Genomic DNA, 20,439 nt, shown 5'->3' on the forward strand with positions numbered 1-20,439 from the left:
TAGTCTCGTTCGTGGGTCAGGGCAGTTTCGACACTGCGACGTGGCGCAGCAGCTCGGCCACCGAGGCGTCCATCACGTCAGTGAAGGGCTTGGGATAGATCCCCATGTACAGCACGGCAATCGCCAGCAGCGACATGATGAGGAATTCGCGTCCGTTGATGTCGGTCAGCTCGCGCACGTGATCGTTGGCCACCGGGCCCAGGTAGACGCGCTTGAACATCCACAGCGTGTAGGCCGCGCCAAAGATCAGCGCCGTGGCCGCCAGCAAACCAACCCAGAAGTTGGCCTGCACCGCACCCAGGATCACCATCCATTCGCCAACAAAGCCCGCAGTGCCCGGCAGGCCGCAATTGGCCATGGCGAACAGCAGCGCAAACGCGGTGAAGCGCGGCATCACGTTGACCACGCCGCCGTAGGCCGCGATGTCACGCGAGTGCATGCGGTCGTACAGCACGCCGATCGACAGGAACATCGCGCCCGACACAAAGCCGTGGGCAATCATCTGCACAATGCCGCCGGCCATGCCCACGTCATTGAAGATGAAGAAGCCCAGCGTGACAAAACCCATGTGCGCCACGGACGAATACGCCACCAGCTTCTTCATGTCCTTCTGCACCATCGCCACCAGGCCCACGTAGACCACGGCCACCAGCGACAGCGTGATCATCAGCCAGGCCCATTGGTGGGCAGCATCCGGTGCGATCGGCAGCGAGAAGCGCAGGAAGCCGTAGGCGCCCAGCTTCAGCATGATGGCCGCCAGTACGGCCGAGCCGCCGGTAGGCGCCTCGACGTGCACGTCGGGCAGCCAGGTGTGCACCGGCCACATCGGCACCTTCACCGCGAAGGCCGCGAAGAAGGCGAAGAAGATCAGCGTCTGCGCCGTCGACGACAGCGGCAGGCGCTGCCAGGTGGCGATGTCGAAGCTGCCACCCGACTGGGTGTAGAGGTAGATCAGCGCCACCAGCATCAGCAGCGAGCCGAGCAAGGTGTACAGGAAGAACTTGAAGGCCGCGTAGATCTTGTTCGGGCCGCCCCAGATGCCGATGATCAGGTACATCGGGATCAGCGTGGCTTCGAAGAACACGTAGAACAGGATGCCGTCCAACGCGCTGAACACGCCGATCATGAGCCCGGAGAGGATCAGGAAGGCGCCCATGTACTGGTTCACGCGCTCGGTGATGACCTCCCAGGCGGCAATCACCACGATCACCGTGATGAAGGCCGTCAGCGGCACAAACCAGAACGACAGGCCGTCCAGCCCCACGTGGTAGTGGATGTTGAAACGCTCAACCCAGGTGTGGCGCTCCACGAACTGCATTGCGGCCGTACCCAGGCGAAAGCCCTGGTACAGCGGCACCGTTACCAGCAGGCTCAGGATGGAACCTGCGAGCGCCAACCAGCGCACCAGCCCTTCCTGGCCTTGCTTGCCCAGCGCCAGCAGTACGGCGCCGAACGCGATCGGCGTCCAGATGGCGAGACTCAGCCAACCCATGTGTCGTTTTCCTTGTTGTTATTTGAAGAGCGCAACGATCTGGTCGTGCCAGACGAAGTACGTCATCAGCACGAAGACGCCGACGATCATCACGAGTGCATAGTGGTAGATGAAGCCGGTCTGCATCTGGCGCACAGCCGCCGCGATGCGACCAATCAGCTTCCACGAGCCATTGACCAGCGTGCCGTCGATCACGGCCTGGTCGCCGCCCTTCCAGAGGCCGGTGCCGAGCGCGCGCGCGCCACGGGCCAGGATGTTCTCGTTGATCCAGTCGAGGTAGTACTTGTTCTCCAGCAGGCGGTAGACCGGCTGGAAAGTACGCTTGATCGCCGCCGGCAGCGCCGGGTTGACCATGTACATGTAGAACGAAACCGCCACACCCGCCAGCGCCAGCCAGAACGGCAGGGTCGTCAGACCATGGATTGCCATCTGCAGCGGGCCATGGAAGGCCTCGGACAGCTCGGCCATGGCGTGGTGCTTGCTGCCATCCACAAAGACCACGTTCTTGAAGAAATCACCGAACAGCATCGGCTGGATCGTCAGGTAGCCAATCAGCACCGAGGGGATCGCCAGCAGCACCAGCGGCACCGTCACCACCCAGGGCGACTCGTGCGGCTTGGCATCGTGGCCATGGCCGTGGTGGTCATCGTGCGCATGGTGGTCGTCATGGGCGTCGTGGTGCGCATCCGGGTTCTGGTCATAGCGCTCCTTGCCGTGGAACACCAGGAAGTACAGGCGGAACGAATAGAAAGCCGTGATGAACACACCTGCCAGCACCGCAAAGGAGGCAAAGCCCGCCGCCGGCAGATGGCTCTCATGCACGGCTTCAATGATGCTGTCCTTGGAATAGAAGCCAGAGAACAGCGGCGTGCCAATCAGTGCCAGCGAACCCAGCAGGAAGGTGATCCAGGTGATGGGCATGTACTTGCGCACGCCGCCCATCCAGCGGATGTCCTGGTTGTGGTGCAGGCCCATGATGACCGAGCCGGCCGCCAGGAACAACAGCGCCTTGAAGAAGGCATGGGTCATCAGGTGGAACACCGCGACCGAGTAGGACGAAGCGCCCAGCGCCACCGTCATGTAGCCCAGTTGCGACAGCGTGGAATAGGCCACCACGCGCTTGATGTCGTTCTGGATGATGCCCAGGAAGCCCATGAACAGCGCCGTGATGGAACCGATCACCAGGATGAAGTTGAGCGCGGTGTCCGACAGCTCGAACAGCGGCGACATGCGCGCCACCATGAAGATGCCGGCCGTCACCATCGTCGCGGCGTGGATCAGCGCCGAGATAGGCGTCGGGCCTTCCATCGAGTCCGGCAGCCACACATGCAGCGGGAACTGCGCGGACTTGCCCATGGCGCCAATGAACAGGCAGATGCAGATCACGGTCACCAGCATCCAGTCGGTGCCAGGGAAGCCGAGCTTGGACAGCTCGCCGGTCTTGGAGAAGATCTCGGCGTAGTTGAGCGTGCCGGTGTAGGCCACGATCAGGCCAATGCCCAGGATGAAGCCGAAGTCACCCACGCGGTTGACCAGGAAGGCCTTCATGTTGGCGAAGATGGCCGTCGGCTTGTTGAACCAGAAGCCGATCAGCAGGTACGACACCAGGCCCACTGCTTCCCAGCCAAAGAACAGCTGCAGCAGGTTGTTGCTCATCACCAGCATCAGCATGGAGAAGGTGAAGAGCGAGATGTAGGCGAAGAAGCGGTCGTAGCCTTCGTCATCCGCCATGTAGCCCACGGTGTAGAGGTGGACCATCAGCGAGACAAAGGTCACCACGCACATCATCATGGCGGTGAGGCTGTCGACCATGAAGCCGACTTCCATCTTCAGCGAGCCCACCGTCATCCAGGTGTAGATGGTCTGGTCGAAGCGCGCGCCCTCGGTCACCACGCTCCACAGCGTCATGGCCGACAGCACGAAGGCCACCAGCACGCCCAGGATGGTGAGGGTGTGGCTGGCGCGGCGGCCCAGCAGGTTGCCGCCAAACAGGGTGCCGGGAATGCCGGCCAGCAGTGCACCGGCCAACGGCGCCAGCGGGATCGCCAGCAGCGTGGCAGCAGATAGGGTTGCGCTCATCGTTCTCTAGTCTTTCTCTTCTTCGCGTCAGCCCATCAGCCCTTGAGCGTGTCGAGGTCGTCGACACTGATGCTGGACTTGTTGCGGAACAGCAGCACCAGAATGGCCAGGCCAATCGCGGATTCGGCCGCTGCCACCGTCAGGATGAAGAACACGAACACCTGGCCGTGCATGTCCCCCAGGTAGTGGGAGAAGGCCACGAAGTTCATGTTGACCGCAAGCAGCATCAGCTCGATCGCCATCAGCAGCACGATCAGGTTCTTGCGGTTCAGGAAGATGCCGATCACCGACAGCGCGAACAGGATCGCACCGAGCGAGAGGTAATGTCCAAGAGTGAGCGTCATGCCTTCTTCTCCACGGCGGCAGGTGCTGCCGGGGCCGCAGCCACCGGAGCGCGCGTTGCCTCGACCTTGACCAGCGAGACACGGTCTTGCGCCCGCACCCGGACCTGAGAGGCCACGTCAATGAACTTGCTGTCCTTGCGGCGGCGCAGCGTGAGCGCGATGGCGGCAACGATGGCCACCAGCAGGATCACCGCGGCGATTTCCAGCGGGTACAGATACTCGGTGTAGAGCAGAACGCCCAGCGCCTTGGTGTTGGACAACTGCTCCAGCGCCGGCATGGCCTTGGGGCCGCCGATGTTGCGGAAGCCGCCCATCAGCACATAGGCCATCTCGAGTGCGATCACCACACCAATCAGCGCCGCCAGCGGGAAGTGCTTCCAGAAGCCCTGGCGCACGCCATCCATGTTGATGTTGATCATCATCACCACGAACAGGAACAGCACCATCACCGCGCCCAGATAGACGAGCACCAGCGTGATGGCCAAAAATTCCGCCTGCAGCAGCAGCCAGACGGCCGAGGCCTGCGAGAAGGCAAGCATGAGGTAGAGCACCGCATGCACGGGGTTGCGTGCCGTGATCACCCGGAATGCTGCAAACAGCAGCACGAGCGAAAACAGGTAGAAGAAGCCGGTCTTGACGTCCATGGATTGGGTTCTCTGGCGGGCTGCGCTCAGCGGTAAGGGGCGTCGGCCGCCTTGGCTGCCGCGATTTCCGGCTCGTAGCGATCGCCCACGGCCAGCAGCATGTCCTTGGTGAAGTACAGGTCACCGCGTTTTTCGCCGTGGTACTCAAGGATGTGGGTCTCGACGATGGAGTCCACCGGGCAGCTTTCTTCGCAGAAGCCGCAGAAGATGCACTTGGTCAGGTCGATGTCGTAGCGCGTGGTGCGGCGGCTGCCGTCATCACGCACTTCGGACTCGATGGTGATCGCCACCGCAGGGCAGACGGCTTCGCACAGCTTGCAGGCAATGCAACGCTCTTCGCCGTTCTCGTAGCGGCGCAATGCATGCAGCCCGCGGAAACGCGGCGACAGCGGCGTCTTCTCCTCGGGGAACTGCACCGTGATCTTGCGGCGAAAGGTGTAGCGACCAGTCAGGGCCATGCCCTTGAACAACTCCACGAGCATGAAGCTCTTGAAGAAGTCCTTGATCGAAAAGGCGGATACAGCAGCGGCTGTCATCATCAACTCCGTTTACTTCCAGATGTTCCAGGAGGTCTGCATCCATCCACCGACGATCAGCAGCCAAACCAGAGTCACAGGAATAAAAATCTTCCAGCCCAGACGCATGATCTGGTCGTAGCGGAACCGTGGGAACGTGCCCCGGATCCAGATGAAGAGCGACACCACGAAGAAGGTCTTCAGGCCCAGCCAGATCCAGCCCGGAATGAAGTCCAGGAAACCCACCGGCGACAGCCAGCCGCCCAGGAACATCAGTGCCGCCAGGATGGCGATCAGCCACATGCTTGCGTATTCAGCCAGGAAGAAGATCGCGAAGCCCATGCCCGAGTACTCGACCATGTGACCGGCCACGATCTCGGCCTCGCCTTCGACCACGTCGAACGGGTGGCGGTTGGTTTCGGCCACGCCCGAAATGATGTAGACCACGAAGATCGGCAGCAGCGGCAGCCAGTTCCAGGACAGGACGCCCAGACCCTTGTCGGCGAACATGCCCTTGGCCTGCGCCGCAACCACGTCGCCCAGGTTCAGGCTGCCGGTGACCATGATCACCACCACCAGGCAGAAGCCCATGGCGATTTCATAGCTCACCATCTGTGCCGAGGCACGCAGCGCGCCCAGGAAGGCGTACTTGGAGTTGGAAGCCCAGCCGGCAATGATCACGCCATAGACCTCAACCGAGGTGATGGCCATGATCAGCAGCAAGCCGGCGTTGATATTGGCCAGCACCACATCCGGGCCGAACGGGATCGCGACCCAGGCCGCGAGCGCAGGCATGATGGCCATGATCGGGCCGAGCCGGAACAGGCCGCCACTGGCCGCCGACGGGTTGATCAGCTCCTTGGTCAGCAGCTTGAGCGCATCAGCGATAGGCTGCAGCAGGCCGAACGGACCCACGCGGTTGGGACCATGGCGCACCTGAATCCAGCCCAGCAGCTTGCGCTCCCACAGCGTCAGGTACGCCACCGCACCCAGCAGCGGCAAAAGCACGCAAATGATCTTGATCAGGGTCCAGATGACCGGCCAGGCGCCGCTGGTCCACCAGCCGGCGCCGACCAACCCATGGCCGAAGCCGTACAAAGCGTCGATCATGCTGCGGCTCCCTCAAGGGCTGCGGCCCTCGTCTGGCGCGCATCCGCCGTAAGCTGCAGCGATGCAGCGCGGCGCACGATGCCGTCCAGTTCGTAGATGGCAGCGACCACCGGGGCCGGGCCACCGACGGTAGCGGCGCGCACAGCGGATGCCGGCACATTCGACAGGCATTCGGCCGGCAGATGGCTTGCATCCGCAGGCAGTGCGCCCCGCACTGCCGCCAGCACGTCTTGCGAAGATTCGAAGTCAAAGCCGGGCAAGCCGAGCAGGTTGCCCAACACGCGCAGCACCTTCCAGCCCGGACGCGCTTCGCCCTGTGGCTTGACCACGGCGTGGAAGCCCTGGAGACGGCCTTCGGCATTGACGAAGCTGCCCGAGGTTTCGGTGAACGGTGCGATCGGCAGCAGCACATCGCTGCAGTCGAGGTTGGCCTTGAACGGGCTCAGCGTGACAACCATTTGGGCCTGCGCCAGCGCCTTGACGGCGGCGGCACCGGCAGCGGAGTCAAACGCCGGTTCGGTGTTGAACAGCAGTGCAGCCTTGAGGCCGCCTTGCAGCATCTGCCCGGCGTGCAAGCCGCCGGCCTGCGGCACGGCGCCGACAAACTGCGCGCCAACGGTATTGGCGGCTTCGGTCAGGTAGCCGGCGCTGGCGCCGGTCTGCTCAGCGATCCAGTGGGCCAGTGCCAGCAGCACCGACGCATCAGCGTGATGCGCTGCGGCATTGCCCAGGAGGATGGCCTTGCGCTCGCCGCCCAGCAGCGAACGGGCGATGGCGGAGGAGGCCTCATCAGCCTGACCGGCGGCAGGCGCGGCAACGCCCTTCTCGGCCGCCACGGCAGCAGCGATGTTGGACAGGCTGGCCACCCAGTCGTCATGCCCGACCACCAAGGAGGTGGCCAGCGGCATCGCCCAGTCGTCATCGGCCGAGCGGATCGCGCTGACCGCAGCGCCCTTGCGCACAGCCTGGCGGATGCGCTGGGCAAACAGCGGATGCTCCTTGCGCAGGTTGGAGCCCACCACCAGCACGCGCTGCAAGGTCGACAGCGAGGCAATGGAGGTGCCCAGCCAGCGCACGGCACCGGCTTGCGGCGCGGCGAATTCAGCGTTGCGCAGGCGGTAGTCGATGTTGTCGCTGCCCAGGCCGCGCACCAGTGCGCCGGCCAGATAGAGCTCTTCCAGCGTGCTGTGCGGGCTTACCAGAGCGCCGACAGAGGCCGCGCCATGGTCAGCCTTGATCTGGCGCAGGCCGTTGGCCACGTATTCGAGCGCGGTCTGCCAATCGACGGTCTTCCACTCGCCGCCCTGCTTGAGCATGGGCTGGGTCAGGCGCTCTTCGCCGTTCAGTGCTTCGTAAGAGAAGCGGTCGCGGTCGGCAATCCAGCATTCGTTGACCGCTTCGTTCTCGAGCGGCACGACGCGCAACACCTTGTTGTTCTTGACCTGGACCACCAGGTTGGCACCGGTGGAGTCATGCGGGCTGACCGACTTGCGGCGCGACAGCTCCCAGGTGCGGGCGCTGTAGCGGAAAGGCTTGCTGGTGAGCGCGCCGACCGGGCAGATGTCGATCATGTTGCCCGACAGCTCGGAGTCCACCGTGTCGCCGACCACCGTGGTGATCTCGGAATGCTCGCCGCGATGGATCATGCCCAGCTCCATCACGCCGGCCACTTCCTGGCCAAAGCGCACGCAGCGGGTGCAGTGGATGCAGCGGCTCATCTCTTCCATCGAGATCAGCGGGCCGACGTCCTTGTGGAACACCACGCGCTTTTCCTCGGCGTAGCGCGAGGCAGAGCCACCGTAGCCAACCGCGATGTCCTGCAACTGGCATTCGCCGCCCTGGTCGCAGATCGGGCAGTCCAGCGGGTGGTTGATGAGCAAAAACTCCATCACCGACTGCTGGGCCTTGATCGCCTTGTCGCTCTTGGTGCGCACGATCATGCCTTGCGTCACCGGCGTGGCGCAGGCCGGCATCGGCTTGGGGGCCTTCTCCACATCCACCAGGCACATGCGGCAATTGGCCGCAATGGACAGCTTCTTGTGATAGCAGAAGTGCGGAATGTAAGTGCCTGCCTTCTCGGCCGCATGCATCACCATGCAGCCTTCGGCGACTTCGACCTTCTGGCCGTCGAGTTCGATTTCAACCATGTCGTGTATCTCCGCGTCAGGCGTGGGCCGGTTTCGCGGAATTCCTGTTCTGCTGGATCAGCGCCTCGAACTCGGGGCGGAAGTGCTTGATCATGGCGCGCACCGGCATTGCGGCGGCATCGCCCAATGCGCAGATGGTGCGGCCCTGGATGTTGTCGGCAACCGAATTGAGCAGGTCAAGGTCACCGGCGCGGCCTTGCTCATGCTGGATGCGGTCGATCACGCGCCACATCCAGCCCGTGCCTTCGCGGCAGGGCGTGCACTGGCCGCAGGACTCGTGCGAGTAGAAGTAGGACAGGCGCAGCAGCGACTCGACCATGGAGCGCGAATCGTCCATCACGATCACCGCACCCGAGCCCAGCATGGAGCCGGCCTTGGCGATGGAGTCGTAGTCCATCGTGCATTCCATCATGATGGCCGCCGGCAGCACCGGCGACGACGATCCACCGGGGATCACGGCCTTGAGCTGGCGCCCCTTGCGCACACCGCCCGCCAATTCAAGCAGCTTGGCGAAGGGCGTGCCCATCGGCACTTCGTAGTTGCCTGGCTTTTCCACATCGCCCGAGACCGAGAAGATCTTGGTGCCGCCGTTGTTCGGCTTGCCGATCTCCAGGTAGGCCGCGCCGCCATTGCGGATGATCCACGGCACAGCCGCAAAGGTCTCGGTGTTGTTGATCGTGGTCGGCTTGCCGTACAGGCCAAAGCTGGCCGGGAACGGCGGCTTGAAGCGCGGCTGGCCCTTCTTGCCTTCGAGCGATTCGAGCAGCGCGGTTTCTTCACCGCAGATGTAGGCGCCAAAACCATGCGCCGCATGCAACTGGAAGCTGAAACCGCTGCCCAGGATCTTGTCGCCCAGGTAGCCAGCGGCACGGGCTTCTTCCAGCGCTTCCTCGAAGCGGTCGTAGGTCTGGAAGATCTCGCCGTGGATGTAGTTGTAGCCCACCGAGATGCCCATCGCGTAGGCCGCGATGATCATGCCTTCGATGACGATGTGCGGGTTGAACTGCAGGATGTCGCGATCCTTGCAAGTGCCCGGCTCGCCTTCGTCCGAATTGCAGACGAGGTACTTCTGGCCCGGGAACTGGCGAGGCATGAAGCTCCACTTGAGCCCGGTCGGGAAACCCGCACCGCCGCGGCCGCGCAGGCCGGATTCCTTGACCGTGGCGATCACCTGGTCCTGGGTCAGGCCTTCGCCCTCCCCTGCCGCGAGGATCTTGCGCAGGGCCGCATAGCCGCCGCGTGCCTCGTAGTCCTTCAGGCGCCAGTTGGTACCGTCCAGGCCGGCATAGATCTGCGGCTCGATGTGGCGGTCGTGGAAGCAGGTCTGGACCCCGGTGGCCTGGAACTGAGAGAGAACCTGGGTTGCGTTCATCACACCCCCTCCTTGGCACCGGATTCGGTGGCGCGCAGGCCATCGATCAACTGGTCGAGCTTCTCGTTGCTCATGAAGCTGCACATGGTGCGGTCGTTGACCAGCATCACCGGCGAATCGGCGCAGGCGCCCAGGCATTCGCTCTGCTGCAGCGTGAACAGGCCATCGGCCGTGGTCTCACCCATCTTGACACCGAGCTTGTGCTCCAGGTGGTGCAAGGCCTTCTGGCCGTCGCGCAGCTGGCACGGCAGGTTGGTGCAGACGTTGAGCTTGAAGCGGCCCGTGGGCTGCTGGTTGTACATGTTGTAGAAGGTCGTGACTTCACGCACGGCGATCTCTGGCATGTCGAGGTGGGCAGCTATCACCGCCTCACTCTCCTGGCTGACATAGCCTTGTTCTTGCTGCACGATGGCCAGGCAGGCCATCACCGCCGACTGCTTTTGGTCGGCGGGGTATTTGGCGACTTCCTTGTCGAAACGGGCTCGGGTGGTGTCGGAGATCATCGGTCAATCTCTCCAAAAACGATGTCCAGCGTACCGATCACGGCAACCGCGTCGGCAATCATGTGGCCGCGCGCCATTTCATCCATGGCGGCGAGGTGAACGAAGCCGGGGGCTCGGATCTTCAGGCGGTAGGGCTTGTTGGCGCCATCGCTCACCAGATAGATACCGAACTCGCCCTTGGGGTGCTCGACGGCCGCATAGGCCTCGCCTTCGGGCACGTGGAAACCTTCGGTGAAGAGCTTGAAGTGGTGGATCAGCTCTTCCATGTTGGCCTTCATCGACTCACGCGAAGGTGCTGCCACCTTGTGGTTGTCGGTGATGACCGGGCCCGGGTTGACGCGCAGCCAGTCCACGCACTGCTTGATGATGCGGTTGGACTGGCGCATTTCTTCCATGCGCACCAGGTAGCGGTCATAGCAGTCGCCGGTCTTGCCCACCGGGATGTCGAAATCCATGCGGTCGTAGGCGTCGTAGGGCTGCTGCTTGCGCAGGTCCCAGGCAATGCCGGAGCCGCGCAGCATCGGGCCGGTCAGGCCCAGGTTCAGTGCGCGCTCGGGCGTCATGACGCCGATGCCGACGGTGCGCTGTTTCCAGATGCGGTTGTCGGTCAGCAGCGTGTGGTACTCGCCCAGGTTCTTCTCGAAGCGCTGCGTGAAGTCGTCGATGAAGTCCAGCAGCGAGCCCTGGCGGTTCTCGTTCATGCGCGCCAGTGCGCGGGCATTCTTGATCTTGCTGACCGTGTACTGCGGCATGCTGTCGGGCAGGTCGCGGTAGACACCGCCCGGGCGGAAATAGGCCGCATGCATGCGCGCGCCGGAGACCGCCTCGTACATGTCGAACAGGTCTTCGCGCTCGCGGAAGGCGTAGATCAGGATGGTCGAGCTGCCGCAATCGTTACCGTGCGAACCCAGCCACATGAGGTGGTTCAGCAGGCGCGTGATCTCGGAAAACATCACGCGGATGTACTGCGCGCGGATCGGCACTTCCAGGTCCAGCAGCTTCTCGATGGCCAGGCAGTAGGCGTGCTCGTTGCACATCATCGAGACGTAGTCCAGCCGGTCCATGTAGGGCAGCGACTGGATGAAGGTCTTGTGCTCGGCCAGCTTTTCGGTGGCGCGGTGCAGCAGGCCGATGTGCGGGTCGGCGCGTTGCACGACTTCGCCGTCGAGCTCCAGCACCAGGCGCAGCACGCCGTGGGCCGCAGGATGCTGCGGCCCGAAGTTCAGGGTGTAGTTCTTGATTTCAGCCATGGGGATACCGTCGCCGCGGGCGCCTAGTGCAAGCCGCCGTAGTTGTCTTCGCGGATGATGCGCGGCGTGACTTCGCGCGGTTCAATCGTGACCGGCTGGTAGACCACGCGGCGCAACTCGGAGTCGTAGCGCATCTCGACATGGCCCGACAGCGGGAAGTCCTTGCGGAAGGGATGGCCGATAAAGCCGTAGTCGGTCAGGATGCGGCGCAGGTCCTCATGGCCTTCGAAGACGATGCCAAACAGATCGAAGGCTTCGCGCTCGAACCAGTTGGCCGAGTTCCAGAGCACATTGACCGAGGGCAGCACCGGCAGGTTGTCATCAGCGCAGAAAGCCTTGACGCGCACGCGCTGGTTCAGGCTCACCGACAGCAGGTGGGTGACCACTGCATAGCGCGAGCCCTCCCACAGACCGTCGCGGTAGGTCGAGTAGTCGACGCCGCAGAGGTCGATCAGCTGCTCGAACTGGCAACCCGGCGCGTCGCGCAGGATCTGCATGGCTTCGAGGTAGTGCGCAGGGGCGACGATGACCGTCACCTCACCCAGCCGCACGACAAAACGCAAGGCCTTGTCGCCAAGAGCGGCAGCGAGCACGTCTTTGAGCGCCTCGGGAGCGATGGCAACAGCCGGGGAAGAAGTCATGGCGGCTTCGCTCATACGCGGGCAATCGTGTTGGTGCGGCGCACCTTTTGCTGCAGCTGGATGATCCCGTAGATCAAGGCTTCCGCCGTGGGCGGGCAGCCGGGCACGTAGACGTCAACCGGCACGATGCGGTCGCAGCCGCGCACGACCGAATAGCTGTAGTGGTAGTAGCCACCGCCATTGGCGCACGAGCCCATGGACAGCACCCAGCGCGGCTCGGCCATCTGGTCGTAGACCTTGCGCAGCGCCGGCGCCATCTTGTTGCACAGCGTACCGGCCACGATCATCAGATCGGACTGGCGCGGGCTGGCGCGGAACACTTCCGCGCCGAAGCGGCCGATGTCATAGCGTGCCGCAGCGGCATGCATCATCTCGACCGCACAACAGGCCAGGCCGAACGTCATCGGCCACAGCGAGCCGGTCTTGGCCCAGTTCACCACCGAGTCATACGACGTAGTGATGAAACCTTCCTTGAAAACACCTTCGATTGCCATATCTGACTCCTTGGCCGAAACCGATCATTCCCAGTCGAGCGCGCCCTTTTTCCATTCGTAGGCAAAGCCCACGACAAGGATGCCCAGAAAGATCACGGCCGCCCAGAACCCGGTAGCGCCAATGTCCTTGAGTGCCACGGCCCAGGGAAACAGGAACGCGATTTCCAGGTCGAACAGGATGAAAAGAATGGCAACGAGGTAGTAGCGCACGTCGAACTGCATGCGCGCGTCTTCGAACGCTTCGAAGCCACACTCGTAAGGGGAATTCTTGGCCGCATCGGGCCGATTGGGCCCGAGCAGATAGCCGAGCGCCTGGGGCGCGATACCTACCCCTATGGCGACCAGAATGAACAGGAGGACAGGAAGGTACTGGTCGAGGTTCATCTTGGGGGGTCAGCTTATCGCGTGAGCCTGCCCGGAGGTAGACCCGGACAGGCTGTATATGGTGCCGTCGGCGAGACTCGAACTCGCACAGCTTTCGCCACTACCCCCTCAAGATAGCGTGTCTACCAATTTCACCACGACGGCGGTTTTGCGCTGCTCGGATGGCATGAGGACCTTGCGGTTGTTGGCTTTCCAAGCAGACTCAGATTCTACTCCGGATTTGTATCGCTTTCATTCGCGCACCGGAGTTTTGGAGTCCTGATTCCTGTAAACAGGAAGTAGCAGAAACCCGATCAGGGTTTGGACTTGGGTGCCTCTGCCGGCGCAGGCACCGGAACAGCTGCCGCGCCGGTGGCCGCAGGTGCGGCAGGCGCCGTGGCATTGCCCGGGATCTGCGCTGCGGGGCTGGTGTCCACCGGTGCTGGCGTCACGGGCAGGTTCACGCCGGCGCGGTCCAGCACGCTGCCCGAATCGACCGGGCGCAGGTTACCGAAATAGGCCAGTGCCAGCGTGCAGACAAAGAACACTGCGGCCAGCACGGCCGTGGTGCGCGAGAGGAAATTGGCACTGCCACTGGCGCCGAACAGGCTGCCAGAGCCGCCGCTGCCAAAAGCCGCGCCCATGTCGGCACCCTTGCCGTGCTGGACCAGGATCAGGCCGATCATGCCCAGCGCAGACAGCATCTGCAGGGCCAGGACGATGTTGAGGACGATGTTCATCGAATTACTCCAAAAATTCTTTAGCGGTGGCCGGCGCTTACTGCGCCGCAGCCACGATGGTCAGGAAATCAGGCGCCTTGAGCGACGCGCCGCCGATCAGGCCGCCGTCGATATCGGGCTGGGCCAGCAGCTCGGCTGCATTGGCCGCATTCATGCTGCCGCCGTACAGGATGCGCACACCCGCAGCGGCCGGGGACACGGCTTGCAGCCGCGCGCGCAGGCCGGCATGCACCGCCTGCGCCTGCTCGGGCGTGGCTGTCTTGCCGGTACCAATGGCCCAGACCGGCTCATAGGCCAGCACGATGCCACCGAGCTTGTCGCCCAAGGCCTGAGCCACCGCCGCGAACTGCGCGCCGACGACGGCCTCGGTCTGGCCCGCCTCGCGCTGCGCCAGCGATTCGCCGATGCAGACGACCGGCACGATACCTGCGGCCAATGCGGCCAGCGCCTTGGCGGCCACGGCCGCATCGGTTTCGCCGTGGTACTGGCGCCGCTCGGAATGACCGACCAGCGCATAGCGCGCGCCGAAGTCCTGCAGCATGGCTGCCGATACCTCGCCGGTGTAGGCGCCCTGGGCATGGGCCGACACATCCTGCGCGCCCAGCGCGATCGGCGCCCCCTGCAGGCGAGCACCCACCTGCGCCAGATAAGGCGCCGGCACGCAGACCGCGACATCGGCAGCACCTGCACCGACGCCGGCCAGCAGGCCATCGAGCAGCGCGGCATTGGCCGCCAGGCTGCCGTTCATCTTCCAGTTGCCCGCGATGAGCTTCCTGTTCTTCATGGATTGCGTCTTCGTTCTCTTCTTTTTATGGAATAGCCACGCCTACCAGGTGAGCACGATCTTGCCGACGTGCGTACCGGACTCCATCAGCGCATGCGCCTCGGCTGCATGCGCCGCCTCGAAGGTGGCATGGATGACGGGCTTGATACGGCCCGTGGACAACAGCGGCCAGACCTGCTCGCGCAGCTCGCGCGCCACCGAGGCCTTGAAGGCCACTGGCCGCGGCCGCAGCGTGCTGCCGGTAATGGTGAGCCGGCGCCGCAGCACCAGGCCCGCATTGAAGCCCGCATTGATGCCGCCCTGCACCGCAATGATGACGATGCGGCCATCCTCGGCCAGGCATTCGACTTCGCGCGCAACATAGTCACCAGCAACCATGTCGAGCACCACGTCCACGCCCTTGCCTGCGGTGAGCGTCCGGACTTCTGCCACAAAGTCCTGCGACTTGTAGTTGATGGCATGGTCCGCACCCAACTGCAGGCAGGCGGCGCATTTCTCGTCGCTGCCGGCGGTGACGATGACCGTCGCGCCCATGGCCTTGGCGACCAGGATGGCGGTGACGCCGATGCCGCTGGTGCCGCCCTGCACCAGCAGGGTTTCACCACGCTGCAGGCGGCCGCGCATGAAGACGTTGCTCCACACGGTGAAGAAGGTCTCGGGCAGCGAAGCCGCCTCGATATCGCTCAGGCCGTCCGGCACCGGCAGGCACTGCCCGACCGGGGCAACGGCGTACTCCGCATAGCCGCCACCGGCCAGCAAGGCGCAGACACGGTCGCCCACCTTGAAGCCGGCCTCGGCCATGGCGGCGGCATCACCGCTTTCGATAACACCGGCGACCTCCAGGCCCGGCACATCGGACGCACCCGGCGGCACCGGGTAGTTGCCGGTGCGCTGCAGCACGTCGGGCCGGTTGATGCCGCTGGCCGCAACGCGGATCAGCAGCTCACCGGCGCCGGCAACCGGCTGCGGCCGCTCGCGCAACTGCAGAACCTCGGGCGGCCCATAGGAAGTGATGTCGACAGCACGCATGGCGTTTCTCGCAGTGAATTCGGTTTTCAGAAAGAAATCAGGCCCTAGCCCTTACCAGGCAAGGGCTAGTAGCTATGATTTCAATAGCAACCCGACAACTCAGCCGTGCTGTTGCTGGCCGTCGCCGTAACCGTTACCGGCCGGGCGATCCAGCAAAGCCTTCATAGACAGCTTGACGCGGCCCTTTTCGTCGGTCTCAAGCACCTTGACCTTGACGATCTGGCCTTCGGTCAGGAAGTCGGTGACCTTCTCGACGCGCTGGTGGGCGATCTGGCTGATGTGCAGCAGGCCGTCCTTGCCAGGCAGCAGGTTGATGAGTGCGCCGAAGTCCAGGATCTTGACGACCGGGCCTTCGTAGACCTTGCCGATTTCCACTTCTGCAGTGATCTGCTCGATGCGGCGCTTGGCTTCGTCGGCCTTGGCTGCGTCGGTGGAGGCGATGGTGATGGTGCCGTCTTCGGAGATGTTGATCTGCGTGCCGGTTTCTTCGGTCAGCGCACGGATCACAGAGCCGCCCTTGCCGATCACGTCACGGATTTTTTCCGGATTGATCTTCATGGTGTAGAGCTTGGGCGCGAAGTTGGAGACCTCGGTCTTGGCTTCGCCCATGGCTTCCTGCATCTTGCCCAGGATGTGCAGGCGTGCTTCCTTGGCTTGCGCCAGCGCCACTTGCATGATTTCCTTGGTGATGCCCTGGATCTTGATGTCCATTTGCAGCGCGGTGATGCCGGCGTTGGTGCCTGCTACCTTGAAGTCCATGTCACCCAGGTGATCTTCGTCGCCCAGGATGTCGGTCAGCACGGCAAAGCGGTTGGCGTCCTTGATCAGGCCCATGGCGATACCGGCCACGTGCGCCTTCATGGGCACGCCGGCGTCCATCAGCGACAGGCAGCCGCCGCAGACCGAAGCCATCGACGAAGAGCCATTGGACTCGGTGATTTCCGACACCACACGCATGGTGTAGGGGAACTCGTCCTTGGGCGGCAGCACGGCAGCCAGTGCGCGCTTGGCCAGGCGGCCGTGGCCGATTTCGCGGCGCTTGGTCGAGCCCATGCGGCCCACTTCGCCGGTGGCGAAGGGAGGCATGTTGTAGTGCAGCATGAAGCGGTCTTCGTACTCGCCGGCCAGTGCGTCGATGCGCTGGGCATCTCGCTCGGTGCCCAGCGTGGTCACGACCAGCGCCTGGGTTTCACCACGGGTGAACAGGGCCGAGCCGTGGGTGCGCGGCAGCACGGAGTTGCGGATTTCGATCGGGCGCACGGTGCGCGTGTCGCGGCCGTCGATGCGCGGCTCGCCGGCCAGGATCTGGCTGCGCACGATGCGGGCTTCGATGTCGAACAGCAGGCCTTCGACCTTGACGCTGTCGAATGCGGCGCCGTCAGCCTTGAGGGCTTCCATCACCGAAGCGGTGGCTTCGCGCAGGGCTTGCGTACGGGCTTGCTTGTTGCGCAGCTGGTAGGCGGCGCGCAGCTTTTCTTCGGCCAGGGCATTGACCTTGGCGATCAGCGGCTCGTCCTTGGCCGGCGGCTGCCAGTCCCAGACCGGCTTGCCAGCGTCGCGCACCAGGTCATGGATGGCGTTGATGGCGATGTTGCCTTGCTCATGGCCGAACACCACGGCGCCGAGCATCACGTCTTCAGACAGCTGCTGGGCTTCGGACTCGACCATCAGCACGGCGGATTCGGTACCGGCCACCACCAGGTCCAGCTGCGAGTTCTTGCGCGCGGTCTGGCCCGGGTTGAGCACGTATTCGTTGTTGATGTAGCCCACGCGCGCGGCGCCGATCGGGCCGGAGAACGGGATGCCAGAGATGGCCAGCGCGGCGCTGACCGCGATCAGGGCGGCGATGTCGGCGTCGACTTCAGGGTTCAGCGACACGGTGTGGATGACCACATGCACGTCGTTGAAGAAACCTTCGGGGAACAGCGGGCGGATCGGGCGGTCGATCAAGCGGCTGGTCAGGGTTTCGTGTTCGCTGGGCTTGGCTTCACGCTTGAAGAAGCTGCCGGGGATCTTGCCTGCGGCGTAGGTCTTCTCGATGTAGTCGACGGTCAGCGGGAAGAAATCCTGGCCGGACTTGGCGGTCTTGGAGGCGACCACAGTGGCGAGCACCACGGTGTCTTCGATGTCCACCAGCACCGCGCCGCCGGCTTGGCGGGCGATTTCGCCGGTTTCCATGCGGACCGTGTGCTGGCCCCATTGGAAGGTCTTGGTGACTTTGTTGAAAATGCTCATGGTGTTCCTTTTGCTCTTCAATTAATAGCTAAATACCCAGGCCCGGCCTGGGCTAGAGCCAGATTCAGAACACGATGCCATTCCAGCAGGCCTGCACGGCAGGCTTCCTGGAATGACACAGCTTCGCTCTGTTTCTGGGCTCCGGAAGTAAAAAACGCCTGAGCTAGCGCGCTAACCCAGGCGTTTTTTCATGCTGTACGACTTACTTGCGCAGGCCCAGCTTGGCGATCAGCGCGGTGTAGCGTTCTGCGTCCTTGGACTTGAGGTAGTCCAGCAGCTTGCGGCGGCGGCTCACCATGCGCAGCAGACCGCGACGACCATGGTGGTCCTTGGCGTGGGTCTTGAAGTGGGGGGTGAGCTCGTTGATACGGGCGGTCAGGATGGCGACCTGGACTTCCGGGCTACCGGTGTCGTTGGCGGCGCGGGCGTTGTCCTTGACGATCTCGGACTTGATGGAGGATGCGATCATTTCTGGGTTTTCCGGTGATGTTTGACTTGCGAGGCGGGCTGGAAATGCCTGCCACGTGCGCCTTGCGAAATGCAAAGCCCGTCGATTATAACGTGGGGCCGTCCGGCGACCGCCCTCAACCCCTGCAAGCCCCTTTCGGAGCCCTTATGACGACTGTCCCGCGCGCCCTCCTCCCGCTGCTCATGGCCGTACTGCTGACAGGCCCGCTACCGGCAGCGGCCGCCAAGGAGACCAAAGCCACCCAGGCCGATGGCAGCACCCAAAGCAAGGCCAAGCGCCAGCGGGTGGTGCGGCCCAAGGTGGTTCCGGGCGGCTCGGGCGAGAACGCTGCCGAGCGCGACCGTCGGCTGCAGCGCGAATGCCGGAACATGCGCAATGCGGGCGCCTGCCTGGGCTACGGCATCTGACGCCTGCTTAGAACCATCCCTTTCCAGGACTTTGAGATATCCCTTGGCGGCTTACCTTGCAGGCGGCGGGTGCCGGGAGTTCGCCCCGGCGGGCGAGTAACTTTCTTTCGCTTCGCCGAAAGAAAGTCACCAAAGAAAGGGCGACCCCACTGTGGCGGTCCGGCTTTGCCGGACTGCTTTGCGGTGCTCGGAGTCGGCAGGCGGCTGCGGAACTCGCTGCGCTCAAACAGTCCTCGCCGTCCCTTCGCTGCGCTACGGGCAACCTGCCGATTCCTGCGCTCCTCAACGCCACAGAGGGGACCCGGGACAGCCACACGGGCCATCGCTGTGCTCGGCCCGGTATTGGTATACGGCTGTTGGTTGTTCGGCTGCCCCACGCCGTTGATGGAGCCGAGCGGCGCAGGGTACCCGCGCAGCGGGCTCCAGCTCCGGCTCGCCTTCTCTTTGACTGCCCGCCGGGGCGAGTCCGGCTCCGGAACTCAGCAAGACACCAGAACTACCGAACAGATCACAAGCCCTTGAAAGGGATGCTGCTTAGAACGGCCGCTGCATGCGGCAGCTGGTTGGCATCTCTGCCTGAGCCGCCGGGATGGTGCGGATCACGCGAAAACCGTAGCCAGAGCCTTCCACGTCGAACTTCACGCCCGGGGCGCCCTGGCGCTCCATCAGGCCGACCGACAGATCCTGCTGGAACTGGTGATCGGCCGCGCGCATGTAGCCGCGCTGGCCCTGCAGGCTGACGCTGGCCGTTTCCAATTGGCGCGCAACAGCCACGGCATCGGTGCTGCCGGCACGCTCCAGCGCCTGGGCCAGGGATTCAATCATCAGTTGCATGCGCATGTGCACGTAGTCATCGGCCGGCTTGGGGTAGCGCTGGCGGAAGGATTGGTAGAAGGCCTCGCTCTGCGCACCCGGCACATTGGGCAGCCAGTCGGCCACGGCCAGCACGCGGCCGACGCCGGCGTCGCCCAGCGCCGCTGGCGCACCCAGCGCGTTGCCGTAGAAGGTGTAGAACTTGCCGTCGAAGCCGCTCTCACGTGCGGCCTTCACCAGCAGCGTGAGGTCGTTGCCCCAGTTGCCGGTGATCACCGCCTGCGCGCCGCTGGCGCGGATCTTGGCGGCGTAGGGAGCGAAATCCTTCACGCGGCCCATGGGGTGCAGCTCTTCACCGACGATCTGCACATCTGGCCGGTCGGTGCCCAATTGGCGCTTGGCTTCGCGCAGCACCGACTGGCCAAAGCTGTAGTCCTGGCCGATCAGGTAGACGCGCTGCAGCGCCTTGTCCTCGCGCAGCACCGACATCAGCGCGGTCATGCGCATGTCGGCGTGGGCATCAAAGCGGAAGTGCCAGAAGCTGCACTTCTCGTTGGTCAGCGCCGGGTCTACCGCCGCGTAGTTCAGGAACAGCACGCGCCGCGCCGGGTCGCGCTGGTTGTGCTTGTCCAGCGCATCGACCAGTGCGGCGGCCACGGCCGACGAATTGCCCTGCATCACCACGCGCACGCCGTCGTCGATGGCCGCACGCAGGGCCGACAGCGCCTCTTCGTTCTGGCCCTTGCTGTCGTAGCGCAGCAGCGCCAGCGGATGCATGCCATCGGCCAGCTTGATGCCGCCGCGCGCATTCACGCGGTCCACCGCCCACAGCAGATTGCGGAAGACCGCTTCGCCCGTATTGGCGAATGGGCCGGACAGGCTCTCGATCATGGCGATGCGGATCGGCGCCAGCGCAGGGCTTGCCGGCTGTGCGCTGAGCGTGCCCGTGAACGCCAAGGCGCCCACAAATAGCGCTGCTGCACGCCGTTTCAAGCCTGTTTTGAATAG

General features: G+C 63.9%; 20 protein-coding genes and 1 tRNA gene. 1 reads left to right on the plus strand and 20 read right to left on the minus strand.

All coding sequences use genetic code 11. The features are described 5' to 3' along the window. Positions 1-16: 16 nt before the first annotated feature. From AAFF27_19740 to rpsO, 19 genes are all read right to left on the minus strand, one after another. Positions 17-1,492, minus strand: coding sequence for an NADH-quinone oxidoreductase subunit M (locus AAFF27_19740; GenBank protein XAH22231.1), 1,476 nt, complete (start codon positions 1,490-1,492; stop codon positions 17-19). A gap of 18 nt (positions 1,493-1,510) precedes the next feature. Beyond that, on the minus strand, positions 1,511-3,571 hold the full coding sequence (nuoL, locus tag AAFF27_19745; GenBank protein ID XAH22232.1) for an NADH-quinone oxidoreductase subunit L: 2,061 nt from the start codon (positions 3,569-3,571) through the stop codon (positions 1,511-1,513). Positions 3,572-3,606: 35 nt separating this feature from the next. Then, the gene (nuoK, locus tag AAFF27_19750; protein XAH22233.1) at positions 3,607-3,915 is read right to left on the minus strand and encodes an NADH-quinone oxidoreductase subunit NuoK; all 309 of its coding nucleotides are present in this window, start codon (positions 3,913-3,915) and stop codon (positions 3,607-3,609) included. Continuing rightward, positions 3,912-4,559 carry an NADH-quinone oxidoreductase subunit J gene (locus AAFF27_19755; GenBank protein XAH22234.1) on the minus strand — a complete coding sequence of 216 codons (648 nt, stop codon included), beginning with the start codon at positions 4,557-4,559 and terminating at the stop codon, positions 3,912-3,914. Before AAFF27_19755 ends, nuoK begins: the two co-directional genes overlap by 4 nt. 26 nt (positions 4,560-4,585) lie before the next feature. Next, positions 4,586-5,101, minus strand: coding sequence for an NADH-quinone oxidoreductase subunit NuoI (gene nuoI / locus AAFF27_19760; protein XAH22235.1), 516 nt, complete (start codon positions 5,099-5,101; stop codon positions 4,586-4,588). Positions 5,102-5,107: 6 nt separating this feature from the next. Further along, a complete protein-coding gene (gene nuoH, locus AAFF27_19765) occupies positions 5,108-6,184 on the minus strand; it encodes an NADH-quinone oxidoreductase subunit NuoH (protein ID XAH22236.1) in 1,077 nt (358 codons plus the stop codon). Continuing rightward, a complete protein-coding gene (gene nuoG, locus AAFF27_19770) occupies positions 6,181-8,331 on the minus strand; it encodes an NADH-quinone oxidoreductase subunit NuoG (GenBank protein XAH22237.1) in 2,151 nt (716 codons plus the stop codon). The genes nuoH and nuoG overlap by 4 nt, the downstream gene beginning before the upstream one ends. 16 nt (positions 8,332-8,347) lie before the next feature. Further along, positions 8,348-9,706, minus strand: a complete 1,359-nt coding sequence (gene nuoF / locus AAFF27_19775; protein XAH22238.1) for an NADH-quinone oxidoreductase subunit NuoF — start codon at positions 9,704-9,706, stop codon at positions 8,348-8,350. Then, positions 9,703-10,206 carry an NADH-quinone oxidoreductase subunit NuoE gene (gene nuoE / locus AAFF27_19780; GenBank protein ID XAH22239.1) on the minus strand — a complete coding sequence of 168 codons (504 nt, stop codon included), beginning with the start codon at positions 10,204-10,206 and terminating at the stop codon, positions 9,703-9,705. Before nuoE ends, nuoF begins: the two co-directional genes overlap by 4 nt. Continuing rightward, positions 10,203-11,456, minus strand: coding sequence for an NADH-quinone oxidoreductase subunit D (locus AAFF27_19785; protein XAH22240.1), 1,254 nt, complete (start codon positions 11,454-11,456; stop codon positions 10,203-10,205). Before AAFF27_19785 ends, nuoE begins: the two co-directional genes overlap by 4 nt. 23 nt (positions 11,457-11,479) lie before the next feature. Further along, complete coding sequence (locus AAFF27_19790; protein XAH22241.1) at positions 11,480-12,097, minus strand: NADH-quinone oxidoreductase subunit C; 618 nt, start codon at positions 12,095-12,097, stop codon at positions 11,480-11,482. 11 nt (positions 12,098-12,108) lie between these two features. Then, the gene (locus AAFF27_19795) at positions 12,109-12,591 is read right to left on the minus strand and encodes an NADH-quinone oxidoreductase subunit B family protein (GenBank protein XAH22242.1); all 483 of its coding nucleotides are present in this window, start codon (positions 12,589-12,591) and stop codon (positions 12,109-12,111) included. Between the two features lie 24 nt (positions 12,592-12,615). After that, entirely contained in the window at positions 12,616-12,975 is a 360-nt protein-coding gene (locus AAFF27_19800; GenBank protein XAH22243.1) for an NADH-quinone oxidoreductase subunit A, read from the minus strand. Positions 12,976-13,034: 59 nt separating this feature from the next. Further along, positions 13,035-13,119: transfer RNA gene (locus tag AAFF27_19805), tRNA-Leu, on the minus strand. Positions 13,120-13,268: 149 nt separating this feature from the next. Then, on the minus strand, positions 13,269-13,694 hold the full coding sequence (secG, locus tag AAFF27_19810) for a preprotein translocase subunit SecG (protein XAH22244.1): 426 nt from the start codon (positions 13,692-13,694) through the stop codon (positions 13,269-13,271). A gap of 37 nt (positions 13,695-13,731) precedes the next feature. Then, positions 13,732-14,478, minus strand: coding sequence for a triose-phosphate isomerase (tpiA, locus tag AAFF27_19815; GenBank protein XAH22245.1), 747 nt, complete (start codon positions 14,476-14,478; stop codon positions 13,732-13,734). Positions 14,479-14,520: 42 nt separating this feature from the next. After that, positions 14,521-15,507, minus strand: coding sequence for an NAD(P)H-quinone oxidoreductase (locus AAFF27_19820; GenBank protein ID XAH22246.1), 987 nt, complete (start codon positions 15,505-15,507; stop codon positions 14,521-14,523). Positions 15,508-15,606: 99 nt separating this feature from the next. Then, positions 15,607-17,742 carry a polyribonucleotide nucleotidyltransferase gene (gene pnp, locus AAFF27_19825; protein XAH22247.1) on the minus strand — a complete coding sequence of 712 codons (2,136 nt, stop codon included), beginning with the start codon at positions 17,740-17,742 and terminating at the stop codon, positions 15,607-15,609. A gap of 202 nt (positions 17,743-17,944) precedes the next feature. Then, on the minus strand, positions 17,945-18,211 hold the full coding sequence (gene rpsO, locus AAFF27_19830; GenBank protein XAH22248.1) for a 30S ribosomal protein S15: 267 nt from the start codon (positions 18,209-18,211) through the stop codon (positions 17,945-17,947). Between the two features lie 146 nt (positions 18,212-18,357). On the opposite strand from rpsO, the gene AAFF27_19835 reads away from it, so the two are divergent. Then, positions 18,358-18,618, plus strand: coding sequence for a hypothetical protein (locus AAFF27_19835; GenBank protein XAH22249.1), 261 nt, complete (start codon positions 18,358-18,360; stop codon positions 18,616-18,618). A 534-nt stretch (positions 18,619-19,152) separates the two neighbouring features. Here AAFF27_19835 and AAFF27_19840 read toward each other — a convergent pair. Further along, positions 19,153-20,397 carry a branched-chain amino acid ABC transporter substrate-binding protein gene (locus AAFF27_19840; protein ID XAH22250.1) on the minus strand — a complete coding sequence of 415 codons (1,245 nt, stop codon included), beginning with the start codon at positions 20,395-20,397 and terminating at the stop codon, positions 19,153-19,155. Positions 20,398-20,439: the final 42 nt, after the last annotated feature.

Origin of the sequence: Xylophilus sp. GW821-FHT01B05 (assembly GCA_038961845.1) — a bacterium.
In the GTDB taxonomy this organism is placed as follows: domain Bacteria; phylum Pseudomonadota; class Gammaproteobacteria; order Burkholderiales; family Burkholderiaceae_C; genus Xylophilus.

What these genes read in the sequence shown, in the direction of transcription:
- AAFF27_19740 (XAH22231.1), bottom strand. Translation starts at nt 1,492, where the DNA reads ATGGGTTGGCTGAGTCTCGCCATCTGGACGCCGATCGCGTTCGGCGCC.
- nuoL (XAH22232.1), bottom strand. Translation starts at nt 3,571, where the DNA reads ATGAGCGCAACCCTATCTGCTGCCACGCTGCTGGCGATCCCGCTGGCG.
- nuoK (XAH22233.1), bottom strand. Translation starts at nt 3,915, where the DNA reads ATGACGCTCACTCTTGGACATTACCTCTCGCTCGGTGCGATCCTGTTC.
- AAFF27_19755 (XAH22234.1), bottom strand. Translation starts at nt 4,559, where the DNA reads ATGGACGTCAAGACCGGCTTCTTCTACCTGTTTTCGCTCGTGCTGCTG.
- nuoH (XAH22236.1), bottom strand. Translation starts at nt 6,184, where the DNA reads ATGATCGACGCTTTGTACGGCTTCGGCCATGGGTTGGTCGGCGCCGGC.
- nuoG (XAH22237.1), bottom strand. Translation starts at nt 8,331, where the DNA reads ATGGTTGAAATCGAACTCGACGGCCAGAAGGTCGAAGTCGCCGAAGGC.
- nuoE (XAH22239.1), bottom strand. Translation starts at nt 10,206, where the DNA reads ATGATCTCCGACACCACCCGAGCCCGTTTCGACAAGGAAGTCGCCAAA.
- AAFF27_19785 (XAH22240.1), bottom strand. Translation starts at nt 11,456, where the DNA reads ATGGCTGAAATCAAGAACTACACCCTGAACTTCGGGCCGCAGCATCCT.
- AAFF27_19790 (XAH22241.1), bottom strand. Translation starts at nt 12,097, where the DNA reads ATGACTTCTTCCCCGGCTGTTGCCATCGCTCCCGAGGCGCTCAAAGAC.
- AAFF27_19795 (XAH22242.1), bottom strand. Translation starts at nt 12,591, where the DNA reads ATGGCAATCGAAGGTGTTTTCAAGGAAGGTTTCATCACTACGTCGTAT.
- AAFF27_19800 (XAH22243.1), bottom strand. Translation starts at nt 12,975, where the DNA reads ATGAACCTCGACCAGTACCTTCCTGTCCTCCTGTTCATTCTGGTCGCC.
- secG (XAH22244.1), bottom strand. Translation starts at nt 13,694, where the DNA reads ATGAACATCGTCCTCAACATCGTCCTGGCCCTGCAGATGCTGTCTGCG.
- tpiA (XAH22245.1), bottom strand. Translation starts at nt 14,478, where the DNA reads ATGAAGAACAGGAAGCTCATCGCGGGCAACTGGAAGATGAACGGCAGC.
- AAFF27_19820 (XAH22246.1), bottom strand. Translation starts at nt 15,507, where the DNA reads ATGCGTGCTGTCGACATCACTTCCTATGGGCCGCCCGAGGTTCTGCAG.
- pnp (XAH22247.1), bottom strand. Translation starts at nt 17,742, where the DNA reads ATGAGCATTTTCAACAAAGTCACCAAGACCTTCCAATGGGGCCAGCAC.
- rpsO (XAH22248.1), bottom strand. Translation starts at nt 18,211, where the DNA reads ATGATCGCATCCTCCATCAAGTCCGAGATCGTCAAGGACAACGCCCGC.
- AAFF27_19835 (XAH22249.1), top strand. Translation starts at nt 18,358, where the DNA reads ATGACGACTGTCCCGCGCGCCCTCCTCCCGCTGCTCATGGCCGTACTG.